This is a genomic window from Apilactobacillus waqarii, assembly GCF_019061205.1.
Lineage (GTDB): Bacteria > Bacillota > Bacilli > Lactobacillales > Lactobacillaceae > Apilactobacillus > Apilactobacillus waqarii.
Genome location: NZ_JAHQYH010000001.1, coordinates 1 through 13504 on the forward strand (window position 1 = coordinate 1; position 13504 = coordinate 13504).

Below are 13504 nucleotides of genomic sequence, written 5' to 3' on the forward strand. Positions count from 1 at the left end.
AATTACTCCACACATTGCTTTCTACACTGAAACAGCGGTTAGAAACATGGTTACTCTATCATTGGATGCTAACAGAGACCTTATCAATACAGGTAAATCAGATAAGATTGTTAAATTGTAATATTTAGCTTGATAAATATTGGAGTTTAATATACAATAATATTCGGTATTTATTACCAATTCACACCTGTCATGACAACTCAGATAGTGCTATCACTTGATAGTTTCTGAATTGATAGATTGACGGGGAGGAAAAAACTATTTTTGGAGGGCTATTAACATGGCTGTTATTTCTATGAAACAATTACTAGAAGCTGGTGTCCACTTCGGTCACCAAACTCGTCGTTGGAACCCTAAGATGAAGAAATACATCTTTACCCAACGTAACGGAATCTACATCATCGACTTACAAAAGACTGTTAAGATGATCGATTCAGCATACAACTTTATGAAGGATGAAGCTGCTAAGGGCGCTACTGTACTATTTGTTGGTACTAAGAAGCAAGCTCAAGACTCAATCCAAGAAGAAGCTGTACGTGCAGGTCAATTCTACGTTAACCACCGTTGGTTAGGTGGAACTTTAACTAACTGGGACACTATCCAAAGCCGTATCAAGTACCTAAAGGATCTTAAGAAGATGGCTGAAGATGGTACTTTCGAAAGACTACCTAAGAAAGAAGTTGCTCTTCTAAAGAAGAAGACTGACAAGCTTGAAAAATTCCTTGGTGGTATCGAAGACATGCCTAAGATTCCAGATGTTATGTTCATCGTTGACCCTCGTAAAGAACAAATCGCTGTTCACGAAGCTCACAAGTTAAACATTCCTATCGTTGCTATGGTTGATACTAACACTGACCCAGATGACGTTGATGTTATTATCCCATCAAACGATGACGCTATTCGTGCCGTTCGTCTAATTACTGCTAAGATGGCTGACGCTATCATTGAAGGTAACCAAGGTGAAGAAAATGTTAGCGAAAGCACATTCGAAGACACTAAAGATGAAAATGAAAGTGAAGACAAGTAATATTTTTTAAATATTGATTTTGTTTGAACACTTAGGCTGACTCATGTTTTTGGACCGATAAGGCCTGGGATGAGTCGGCCTTTTTTAATATAAAACTTAAGGAGGCCATAACAATGGCAAAGATTACTGCTGCTCAAGTAAAAGAATTACGTGAAAAGACAAGTGTAGGTATGATGGATGCTAAGAAAGCTTTAGTTGCTTCAGATGGTGACGAAAAGAAAGCTCTAGAATACTTACGTGAAAAGGGTATCGCAAAAGCTGAAAAGAAGAGTGACCGTGTTGCTGCTGCTGGTTTAACTCGTGTTGTTACTCACGGTAACGATGCTGCTATCGTTGAAGTTAACGCTGAAACTGACTTCGTTTCAGGTAACGATGACTTCAAGAACCTAATTGATTTAATCGCAGCTAAGATTGTTGAAGCTAAGCCAGCTGATGTTGAAGCTGCTTTAGCACTTGACGTTGATGGTGAAACTGTTAACGACAAGATCATCAACACTACTCAAATTACTGGTGAAAAGATCACTCTACGTCGTTTCGTTGTTTTAACTAAGAACGATGACGAAAGCTTTGGTCACTACCTACACAACCAAGGTCTAATTGGTGCCTTAGTTCAAATTCAAGGTGTTGACGAAACTGTTGCTAAGCACGTTGCAATGCACATTGCTGCTACTAAGCCAGAATACCTAGACAGAAACGATGTTCCTCAAGACAGACTAGAAGCTGAAAGAGAAGAACTAAAGAAGGAAGCCCTACAAGAAGGCAAGCCTGAAAACATCGTTGAAAAGATGGTTGAAGGTCGTCTAAACAAGTTCCTTGCTGAAATTAGTTTAGCTGACCAAGAATTCGTTATGGACTCAGACAAGACTGTTGCTGAATACGTTAAGGAAAACGGCGGTCAACTAAAGGCCTTTGTTCGTTACGAAGTCGGTGAAGGTATCGAAAAAGAAGAAACTAACTTTGTTGACGAAGTTAACTCACAAATCAAATAATTAATAAAAAAGGATGCGGATACGTATCCTTTTTTTATACATATTTATAATTAAATAATTGCAGTTATAAACTGTTTTTAAATTTCATATTATGCTAAAATTAAACTAACGATCATGTAATGGAGGAAATTCGATGTCTGACTTAAAATATAAGCGTATTGTTTTAAAGCTAAGTGGTGAAGCACTTGCTGGTGATGAAGGTCATGGTATTAACCCACCTGTAATCAAAAAAATTGCGCAAGAAGTAAAAAATGTTTACGAACTAGGGATTCAAATTGCTATTGTTGTCGGTGGCGGTAACATGTGGCGTGGAGTAGCTGGTTCAAAAATGGGCATGGAAAGAACACAAGCTGATTACATTGGAATGTTAGCAACTGTTATGAATGGTTTAGCATTACAAGAAAACTTAGAATCACTTGGTGTTCCAACAAGAGTTCAAACCTCAATCGAAATGAGACAAATTGCTGAACCATATATTCGTAGAAAGGCAGTTCGTCATCTTGAAAAGAATCGTGTTGTTATCTTCTCTGGTGGAACAGGTAACCCATTCTTCTCAACAGATACAACTGCTGCTTTACGTGCTGCTGAAGTACATGCAGATGCTATTTTAATGGCTAAAAACGGAGTTGATGGTATTTACTCAGCTGATCCTAACAAGGATCCAAATGCTGTTAAATTTGATGAATTAACTCAAATGGATATCATTAACAAAAACCTACAAGTAATGGATACTACAGCAAGTTCATTATCAATGGACAACGATATTCCATTAGTAGTGTTTAACTTAAATGAATCCGGCAACATTGAAAAAGTTGTTAAGGGTGAAAAAATCGGAACTACAGTTAAGGGGAAATAAAGTATGGCAACTCAAAATGAAATTTTAGATACAGCAAAAGACAAGATGCAAAAGTCAATTGCATCATTAAGACAAGAATTAGCAAGTATTAGAGCAGGTCGTGCTAACGCCAGTCTATTAAACGGTGTTACTGCTGAATACTATGGTGCACCAACACCATTAAACCAAATTGCTTCAATCACTGTTCCTGAAGCTAGAGTTATTATGGTTACTCCATATGACAAATCAGCTCTAGATGATATTGAAAAGGGAATCCTTGAAGCTGATATTGGTATTAACCCAGCTAACGATGGTGATAACATTCGTTTAGTGGTTCCACAACTAACTGAAGAACGTAGAAAAGAAATTTCTAAGAAGGTTAAGGCTGCCGGTGAACAAGGTAAAGTCGCTATTAGAAATGTACGTCGTGAAGCTATGGACGCTGTAAAGAAGGGTAACAAGAACGATGACTTTACAGATGATGAAACTCACGCACTAGAAGACAAGGTTCAAAAGTTGACAGATTCACAAATCAAAGATTTAGATGACGTTATTGCTGCCAAAGAAAAGGAAGTACTAAACGGATAAATTAATAAAAGGGGATGTCACCATGCAAGAACAAGAAGTTACACCAGGTACAGAGGAATTCAATAAGATGGTTTTCAAACTATCTGAAAGTATGAACGATGATACCAAGCAAGCATTGTCTTACAATGGTAATCAACTTGAAGAAATTCAAGATGGAATCTATGTTATGCCGGTATATGTTACTGACGATTTCAACATCTTTTTTGTGGTTTCACAATTAATTGAAGATGATTGGATTGTTGCGTTCACTGAAGCAACAATTGAAAATGAAACTGAAATTACAGATTTAAGTGATCCAATTCCTACGGGTGAAGGATTAAATCTTTTAGGTGAACATAGTCCAAACGACGCTAACCAATTATTAAAATATTTCGAAACTTTAGTAGAAGCTAAACGTGGCGAATGGAGATTAATCCAATAAAATAACTTTACAAATGTGGGATGAGGATTGTTTCTCATCCTTTATTTGTATTAATAGGCGAGGTATATATGTTTAAGTTTAAGAAAAAAACTACCACAGAACTTGACTACAATAATATTCCCAAACATATTGCCATTATCATGGATGGAAATGGAAGATGGGCCCAACAAAGACATTTGCCAAGAATTGCTGGACATAAAAAGGGAATGAATGTGGTAAAGGACATTACAAAAGCAGCTAGTGATTTAGGTGTGAAGGCATTAACTTTGTACGCCTTTTCTACCGAAAACTGGAAACGTCCTGATCAAGAAGTTAACTACTTGATGGACTTACCAGAGAAATTTTTCTCTACTTTTGTTCCTGATTTAGTAAAGAATAACGTTAAAGTTAACGTTATGGGATATGTAGATCAATTACCCGAATCTACACAAAAAGCTATCAATGATGCCATTGAGGATACCAAAGAATGCGATGGAATGATTTTGAACTTTGCTTTAAACTATGGAAGCCAAGATGAAATCGTTACTGCCGTTCAAAAGATTGCTCAAAAGGTATCTGACGGTAGTTTAAACGTCGACGACATTAATAAGGACGTTGTTAGTGATAATCTAATGACTTCATCACTTGGTGAATTTGCTAATCCAGATTTATTAATCAGAACAAGTGGGGAAGAAAGATTATCTAACTTCTTATTATGGCAAGTTGCATACAGTGAATTCGTATTTGATGACACTAAGTGGCCTGACTACACCAAAGAAGATTTAATGAAATGTATTGCTAAGTTCCAAGGACGTCATCGTCGTTTTGGGGGATTAAAAAACAAGTAACATTAGGAGATTATTATGAAAACAAGAGTATTAACGGCAATTATTGCCTTATTATTATTTGTGCCAATAGTTTTATTGGGTGGCATTTTTATTCAAATTGGAGCAATTGCTTTAGGAATTGTTGCGATGTCTGAAGTACTAATCATGAAGAAAAAGTTAGTAATTTCACCAGAAGCAATCCTATCATTTATTGGTGTAACTTTATTAATTGCACCAAGTAACTGGTTTAATGATCTACCATCATTTCTATCAGTTAACTTTTTGTTCTATTTAGTAGTAATGCTATTGATGTTAAGAAATGTTTTTACTAAGAACATTTTTTCATTTGATGATGCCGGTGTAATCACACTAGCAATGTTATACATTGGAATGGGCTTCCATTACTTTATTGCTGCTAGACATGTTGGTATCGCGGTATTGTTCTACGCACTATTTATTGTTTGGTTAACCGACTCAGGTGCTTATATTTTCGGTAAGCAATTCGGTAAACACAAGCTAGCTCCACATGTAAGTCCTAATAAGACATGGGAAGGTTCAATCTGTGGATCATTATTAGCAACTATCATTGCTACTGCATGGATGTACTACTTCTCAGTTGGTCATACATCACTACTTGTTGCTGTTATCGTAACTCTTGTATTATCAATTGCTGGTCAATTTGGTGATTTAGTTGAATCAGCTCTTAAGAGATACTACCAAGTTAAAGATTCTGGAAAGATTTTACCTGGTCATGGTGGAATTTTAGACAGATTTGATAGCTTACTATTTGTTTTGCCACTTCTTCACCTATTTGGCATTATTTAGATGTAAAGGAGTGATTTAATTGATTATCACAATACTAGCTTTCGTTATTGTTTTTGGAATTTTAGTGTTTGTTCATGAATTTGGCCACTTTATCGTTGCCAAAAGATCAGGAATAATGGTTAGAGAATTTTCTATTGGAATGGGTCCTAAGATTTTCTTTTATCGTCACAATCAAACCACGTATACAATTCGTATTCTTCCTTTAGGTGGATATGTTCGAATGGCTGGGATTGCCGATAACGATTCACAGGAACTAGATCCTGGTACTCCAGTTACACTTAAATTTAATGAGCAAAATGAAGTTATTTTAATTAATACCAGTCAAAAGCAAAAGACTTTAGATGGACTACCTCTTGAAGTTTCAAACGTTGATCTTGAACACGAGTTATTTATCGAAGGTTACCAAGATAACAATGAAGAGGTTAAGAGATTTAAAGTCAATCACGATGCGTTAATGGTTGAACACGACGGAACAAAGGTCCAAATTGCTCCTGAAGACGTTCAATTCCAAAATGCACCAGTATTCAAAAAGTTAATAACAAACGCGGCTGGAATTGTTAACAACGTGATTTTAGCAATTGTTGCATTTACAATTTTGACATTCATGCAAGGTGGGGTAGCTTCAAATCAAAATACAGTTACTCCAATTCAAGGACATTCCGTTGCAAGGGATGCCGGAATTAAAAATGGTGACAGAATTGTTCAAGTCGATAATCAAAAGACCGACAATTGGAATGAATTAAGTTCAGCAATTCAAGCTAGACCTGATCAAAAGGTAACCTTAGTTGTTAAACGAGATGGTCAAGTAAAAATAATTAAATTAACCACTGAATCACAAAAGAACAATGGAAAAAAATATGGATTAATTGGAATTGGCCATACGGTCGATTCTAGTTTTACAACCAAGCTATTCTCTGGTTTTACCAGAACATGGAACATGACTAAGCAACTTGTGTCAGAATTAGCTTATATGGTATCTGGTCACTTTAGCTTAAATGACTTAGGTGGACCGGTTGCAATATATGCTTCCACATCACAAGCTACTAAGTTAGGACTACAAGGAGTTGTTTACTTTATCGCATTCTTATCAATTAACTTGGCGATTATGAATTTAATTCCAATTCCGGTCCTAGATGGTGGTAAAATATTAATGAACATAATTGAGGCCGTTAGAAGAAAACCAACTTCTGAAAAAGTTGAAACAATTGTTACCCTTATTGGTATGGCATTCTTAGTTGTATTAATGCTACTAGTAACAATTAACGACATTCAAAGATACTTTATCCATTAAGAACATATTTAAGGAGATTTTTATGAAGCAATCAAAAATGTTAATCCCAACGCTAAAAGAAGCGCCAAAGGGTGCTGAAGCTCTTAGTCATAAGTTAATGTTAAGAGCTGGATACATTAAGCAAATTTCAGCAGGGATGTACGCATACTTGCCTTTGGCATACAAAGTAATTTCAAAAATTGAAAACATCATTCGTAAGGAAATGGACGAAATCGACGCGAATGAAACTCTTATGCCGGCAGTATTACCTGCAGAGCTTTGGGAAAAATCAGGAAGATTACAAACTTACGGTCCAGCTTTATTTAAGCTAAAGAACAGACATGACACTGATTTCATTTTAGGACCAACTCACGAAGAAACTTACACAGAAATCATTCGTGACTCAGTTAAGTCATATAAAAAACTTCCTTTAGTGTTATACCAAATTCAACCAAAATATAGAGATGAAGAACGTCCAAGAAACGGTTTACTACGTGGACGTGAATTTATCATGAAAGATGGTTACTCATTCTCAATTGATGATGCTGACCTAGATCGTATCTATAACCAAATGGAAGATGCTTACCGTAAGATTTTCGACCAAGTTGGTTTAGATTACCGTACTATCATTGGTGATGGTGGTGCCATGGGAGGTTCAGATTCAATCGAATTCTCTGCACCAGCTGCTGTTGGTGAAGATACCATCGTTTACTCAGACGATAGCGAATATGCTGCTAACCTTGAAATGGCTAAGAGCATGTACGTACCTGAAAAATCTAACGAAACTCAAAAAGACTTAGAAAAGATTAGTACTCCAAACGTAAAATCAATCGAAGATGATGTGAAACTATTAGACACAGATGCTTCAAACGTCATTAAGAGTGTTCTATTCATTGCTGACGAAAAACCAGTAATGGTTCTAGTTAGAGGTGATCACGAAGTTAATGACGTTAAGGTTAAGGGTCAACTTGGTGCTTCATTCTTTGACTTGGCAAATGATGAACAAATCAAAGAATTTACTAACACATCAAGAGGATACGTTGGTCCATTTAACCTAGATGAATCTGTAACTGTATTGGCAGATAACTACGTTAAAGATATGACTAACGCATTTGCTGGTGCCAACGAAGATGGTTACCACTTTGCTAACGTTAATCCTGAACGTGACTTTGAAAACGTTACTTACGGTGACTTTAGAGAAGTTGAAGAAGGCGAAATCTCACCAGACGGTTCAGGTGTATTGAAGTTTACTCGTGGTATTGAAATTGCTCATATCTTCAAGCTAGGAACTAGATACTCAAAGGACTTAGATGCAAACGTCTTGGATGAAAATGGTCGTCAAAAACCAGTTGTAATGGGTTGTTACGGTATCGGTATTAGTAGATTACTAACTGCTATTGCTGAACAACAAGCTGATGACAATGGTTTAATTTGGCCTAAGTCAATTTCACCATTCGACATTCACTTGATTCCTGTTAACACAAAGGATGAAACTCAAGTTAGTGTTGCTGATGGTATTGAAAAAGAACTTAAGGATGAAGGCTTTGATGTTTTAACTGATGACAGAAAAGAAAGAGCCGGAGTTAAGTTTGCCGATTCAGATCTAATTGGATTACCAATCAGAGTTACTGTTGGTAAGAAGGCTAGTGAAGGAATCGTAGAAATTAAGATTAGAAAGACTGGCGAAACTGTTGAAGTTAAGCAAGAAGAAGTTGTTAACACTGTAAAAATCTTACTTAAAGATTTGAAATAAAAAAGGGTCAGTTGAAGAGACTGACCTTTTTTAGCTGACTTAGGATGGAGGTATTAGATTGTCTAACCAAGAAGAATTATTTACAAAATTATTGAATCAATTACAGTTAAAAGACCAAATTGATTCCGATAATTTTAAAGGCGGTCAGATTGAGAAGATTGATATCCACAAACGTTCCAAAATTTGGGAATTCCACCTTACACTTCCACGAATTTTAGATTACGAAGTCTTCTTGGATTTTTATAGTCGTATGCAAGCGACTTTTGATGAAATCGCTACTACTAAAATTAATATCAAAGCAAACGACAATCAATTTGATAACAAGCAATTAGGCAATTACTGGGAATGGATTGTTAAACATGCTGATATCACTGATGCTATTAAAAATGAACTATTAAGACGTGATGCACCAAAGATTGTTGATCACAAAATCGAACTTAGTGCTGATAACGAAATCGTTAAGAACTTTCTTGTGGATAAAGCAGTTAGTCCAATTGAAGATTTGTACGAACGTTTAGGTTTTCCACACTTTACCATCTCTGTTTTTGTTGATGAAACTGCTTCTCAAGAAAAAATCAAAGATTTTAAAGCTGAAAAGGAAAAGAAGGATGCAGAGTTAGCTCAAAAGGCGATGCAAGCAATCCAAGAATCATCTGCTAAACGTCAAAAGAACTCAAAGAATGCAGTTCCAAAGGGTAAAGTACAAATCGGTAAGAAGATTAAGGATGACCTAGAAGTTACTAAACTAGTTGATATCGTTCAAGAAGAAAAACTAGTGATTGTAAATGGTCACATCTTTAGTAAGGAAATTCGTTCACTTAGATCAGGTCGTCAATTGATGATCCTAAAGATTACCGATTATTCATCATCAATCGAAGTTAAGAAGTTCTCTAACAACGAAAACGATGAAGCTAACTTTGCCGCATTGCAAGAAGGTGACTGGATTAAGGTTCGTGGTGGTATCCAAGAAGATAACTACAGTCATGAATTAACATTGAATGCTTATGACATTAATCCACTACACCATGAAGGTCGTCACGATGATGCAGAAGAAAAACGTGTTGAACTACATCTACACACTAAGATGAGTCAAATGGATGCAACTAACAGTATTGAAGAATACGTCGCTAGAGCTAAAGAATGGGGTCATCCTGCATTAGCGATTACCGACCACGCTGCTGTTCAAGGTTTCCCATTTGCTTACACTGCTGCACAAAAGAATGACATTAAGATGCTATACGGTGTTGAAGCAAATGTTGTAGACGACGGTGTTCCAATTACATTTAACGAAGATGACCGTGATTTAGCGGATGCTACTTACGTTGTTTTCGATATTGAAACAACTGGTCTTTCTGCAATTTACGATAAGGTAATCGAAGTTTCAGCCGTTAGAATGCAACACAATAACGTCTTAGACCAATTTGAAGAATTTATTGATCCCGGTTTCCACCTATCAGACTTTACAACTGAACTTACATCTATTACTGATGATATGGTTAGAGGTTCTAAGTCTGAAGAAGAAGTCTTTAAGCTATTTAGAGAATTCTGTGGCGACTCAGTTGTTGTAGGACACAACGTTACTTTTGACGTTGGCTTTATGAACGTTGGTTACCAAAGATATGGGATGGAAGAAATCCAAAACCCAATCATTGATACATTGCCATTGGCTCGTTTCTTATATCCAAACTACAAGAGCTATCGTTTGAATACATTGGCTAAGAAGTTTGACGTTGCTTTGGAACACCATCACCGTGCCGTGTATGATGCCGAAACAACAGGTCATTTGAATTACTTGTTCATCAAGGATGCCGAAGAACGTTACAACATTACTAAGGTAAATCAACTAAATGAACACATGTCCGATAACGACGCATACAAACATGCGCGTCCATTCCACGCCATCTTGATGGCTCAAACACAAGCTGGATTAAAGAACATGTTCAAGTTGGTATCATTATCCAATGTTGAATACTTCTACAGAGTGCCAAGAATTCCACGAAGTGTGCTTGAAAAGTACCGCGAAGGAATTCTAGTTGGTTCTGCCTGTGCAAACGGTGAAGTATTCACTGCAATGCTCCAAAAAGGTAAAGAAGAAGCCGAAAAGAAGGCTGAATTCTATGACTATCTAGAAGTCCAACCAAGTGCTGCCTATCAACCAATGATTGATTCAGAATTAATTCATGGTAAAAAGCACCTACAAGAATTAGTGCAAAACATGGTTGATATGGGTCATGAAATGAATAAACCAGTTGTTGCAACTGGGGATGTTCATTACATGGATCCACAAGACTATATTTACCGTAAGATTTTGATCCATTCACAAGGTGGGGCTAACCCATTAAATAGACAAGAATTACCTAAGGTGCCATTCTTAACCACAGACGAAATGTTGAGTGATTTTGATTACCTAGGTGAAGATGTCAGCAAGGAAATCGTTGTTGATAATACCCAAAAGATTGCCAACATGGTTGACGATGGAATTCATCCGGTCTTAGATCGACTATACACACCTCACATGAAGGGTGCCGAAGATGAAATCAGAAACTCAACCATGGATAAGGCGCATGAACTATACGGCGATCCATTACCTGAGTTAATTCAGGCGCGTTTGGATCGTGAGTTGAAGAGTATTATCGGGAATGGATTCTCAGTTATTTACTTAATCGCTAAGCGTCTTGTAGCAAAGAGTAACAAGGATGGATATCTGGTAGGTTCCCGTGGTTCCGTTGGTTCTAGTTTGGTAGCCACAATGGCGGGGATTACTGAAGTTAATCCATTGCCACCACACTATCGTTGTCCAAACTGTAAGTACTCTAAGTTCTTCACTAAGGGTGAATATGGTTCAGGATACGATTTACCACATGAAAACTGTCCAGAATGTGGAACATTAATGATTGGTGACGGTCATAATATTCCGTTCGAAACATTCCTTGGATTTAGTGGTAACAAGGTTCCAGATATCGATTTGAACTTCTCTGGTGACTATCAACCAATCGCCCATAACTACCTAAAGGTATTGTTCGGTGAAAATAACGTATACCGTGCCGGAACTATCGGTACTGTTGCGGATAAGACCGCTTATGGATACGTAAAGGCATACGAAAGAGATACTCAACAAACTATTCGTTCCGCCGAAATTGATCGTCTATCAAAGGGTGATACTGGTGTAAAGAGAACGACTGGACAACATCCGGCCGGAATTATCATTGTTCCAGACGATATGGATATCTTTGATTTCACACCAATCCAATATCCTGCAGATGATCAAAACGCAGCTTGGGAAACTACCCACTTTGATTTCCATTCTATCCATGACAACATCTTGAAGATGGATGTGCTGGGACATGATGACCCAACTATGATCAGAATGCTTCAAGATTTATCAGGAATTGATCCTCAATCAATTCCAATGGATGACCCTGGAGTCATGGGATTATTCTCCGGTACAGATACAATCGGTGTTACTCAAGATCAAATCCAATCAAAGACAGGGACACTAGGAATTCCTGAATTTGGGACCAAGTTCGTTAGAGGGATGCTAGAACAAACTAATCCAGCAAACTTCTCACAATTACTACAAATTTCAGGTCTATCCCATGGTACCGACGTTTGGTTAGGAAACGCCGACGAATTAATCAAGGAAGGTAAAGCAACCATCGCCAACGTTATTGGTTGTCGTGATAACATCATGACCGACTTGATTAACTGGGGACTAGATTCAGAAACATCATTCCAAATCATGGAATATGTTCGTAAGGGTCGTGGAATTAAGGACGAATGGCAAAAGAAGATGCATGAAGCCAATATTCCACAATGGTACATTGATTCATGTCTAAAGATTAAGTACATGTTCCCACGTGCCCATGCGGCAGCCTACGTTTTAATGGCGTTACGTGTGGCTTACTTTAAGGTGTACTTCCCATTGGTATACTACTGTGCATACTTCTCAGTTAGAGCCGATGACTTTGATATCGTTTCAATGTGTCATGGTAAGGAAGCTGTTAAGGCCAAGATGAAAGAAATTAACGATCTTGGAAATGACGCATCTGCCAAGGATAAGAACCTATTAACCGTTCTTGAATTAGCCAACGAAATGATTGAAAGAGGTTTCGAATTCGAAATGGTTGATTTAAACCGTTCCGATGCTGAACAATGGTTAATTGATGGTAACAAGTTAATTGCACCATTTAGAGCCATTCCTGGTCTTGGTTTAAACGTTGCTAAACAAATTGTTGCAGCACGTGAAGATAAAGAATTTATCTCTAAAGAAGACTTATCCAAACGTGGAAAGGTTTCTAAGAAGTTAATCGAATTTATGACAGAAAACCATATCATCGATAACTTACCTGATGAAAACCAATTAAGTTTATTTGATATGATGTAGTATGTATTGAACAATCTCAGATAGTATGGTATGATACATTATGATTTATATCTGAGAGAAAGGAGTGAGCAGAAATGCTCGCTCTTTTTATTGGATTTTTTTAGGAGGCGTATCATTGAGCGAAGTTACAGAAGTGGTAAAAGAAGTAGTAACTCCAATTCTAGATAGTCATGACTTTTATTTATATGACATCGAATTTGTAAAAGAAAGCAAGAATTGGTATTTAAGGGTTTATGTCGATAAGGACGGCGGTATCAATATTGAAGACTGTGCGTTAGTATCTGACGAACTAAGTGAAAAATTAGATTCAATGGATCCAGATCCAATTCCACAAGCTTACTTTCTAGAAGTCTCATCTCCAGGAGCTGAAAGACCTCTAAAGAAACCAGAAGATTATGAAAAAGCCGTTAATGAATACATTCATGTTTCATTGTATGCACCAATTAACGGTGAAAAAGTCTATGAAGGGACTTTAAAAGAATTAAGCGAAGATGAATTAGTTTTGACTGTTAATTTAAAAGGTCGAATTAAGGATCTAACAATACCAAGAAAATCAATTGCCAAAGCAAGATTAGCAATTAAATTTTAGCTAAGGGAGACAATCAA

General features: G+C 36.9%; 11 protein-coding genes. All 11 read left to right on the forward strand.

Annotated features, from left to right (window positions below):
• Window positions 1-280 precede the first annotated feature (280 nt).
• The 11 genes from rpsB (at window position 281) to rimP (ending at window position 13487) form a co-directional block, all read left to right on the forward strand.
• Window positions 281-1027, forward strand: coding sequence for a 30S ribosomal protein S2 (gene rpsB / locus KTJ72_RS00005; protein WP_034531696.1), 747 nt, complete (start codon window positions 281-283; stop codon window positions 1025-1027).
• Window positions 1028-1140: 113 nt separating this feature from the next.
• Complete coding sequence (gene tsf / locus KTJ72_RS00010; protein ID WP_053791839.1) at window positions 1141-2016, forward strand: translation elongation factor Ts; 876 nt, start codon at window positions 1141-1143, stop codon at window positions 2014-2016.
• Window positions 2017-2149: 133 nt separating this feature from the next.
• Window positions 2150-2872 (forward strand): UMP kinase, encoded by a 723-nt coding sequence (pyrH, locus tag KTJ72_RS00015; protein WP_041152361.1) that lies wholly within the window; start codon window positions 2150-2152, stop codon window positions 2870-2872.
• Window positions 2873-2875: 3 nt separating this feature from the next.
• On the forward strand, window positions 2876-3439 hold the full coding sequence (gene frr / locus KTJ72_RS00020; protein ID WP_041152360.1) for a ribosome recycling factor: 564 nt from the start codon (window positions 2876-2878) through the stop codon (window positions 3437-3439).
• Window positions 3440-3461: 22 nt separating this feature from the next.
• Window positions 3462-3860: a hypothetical protein gene (locus KTJ72_RS00025; RefSeq protein WP_034531688.1), complete on the forward strand. Its 399-nt coding sequence runs from the start codon at window positions 3462-3464 to the stop codon at window positions 3858-3860.
• A gap of 68 nt (window positions 3861-3928) precedes the next feature.
• On the forward strand, window positions 3929-4687 hold the full coding sequence (gene uppS / locus KTJ72_RS00030; RefSeq protein ID WP_217303841.1) for an undecaprenyl pyrophosphate synthase: 759 nt from the start codon (window positions 3929-3931) through the stop codon (window positions 4685-4687).
• A gap of 15 nt (window positions 4688-4702) precedes the next feature.
• The gene (locus KTJ72_RS00035; RefSeq protein WP_217303842.1) at window positions 4703-5491 is read left to right on the forward strand and encodes a phosphatidate cytidylyltransferase; all 789 of its coding nucleotides are present in this window, start codon (window positions 4703-4705) and stop codon (window positions 5489-5491) included.
• 19 nt (window positions 5492-5510) lie between these two features.
• On the forward strand, window positions 5511-6782 hold the full coding sequence (gene rseP / locus KTJ72_RS00040; protein ID WP_217303843.1) for an RIP metalloprotease RseP: 1272 nt from the start codon (window positions 5511-5513) through the stop codon (window positions 6780-6782).
• A gap of 22 nt (window positions 6783-6804) precedes the next feature.
• A complete protein-coding gene (locus tag KTJ72_RS00045; RefSeq protein WP_054483527.1) occupies window positions 6805-8514 on the forward strand; it encodes a proline--tRNA ligase in 1710 nt (569 codons plus the stop codon).
• Window positions 8515-8572: 58 nt separating this feature from the next.
• Window positions 8573-12898 (forward strand): PolC-type DNA polymerase III, encoded by a 4326-nt coding sequence (locus KTJ72_RS00050; RefSeq protein ID WP_249419519.1) that lies wholly within the window; start codon window positions 8573-8575, stop codon window positions 12896-12898.
• 115 nt (window positions 12899-13013) lie between these two features.
• Window positions 13014-13487 (forward strand): ribosome maturation factor RimP, encoded by a 474-nt coding sequence (rimP, locus tag KTJ72_RS00055; RefSeq protein WP_034531677.1) that lies wholly within the window; start codon window positions 13014-13016, stop codon window positions 13485-13487.
• Window positions 13488-13504: the final 17 nt, after the last annotated feature.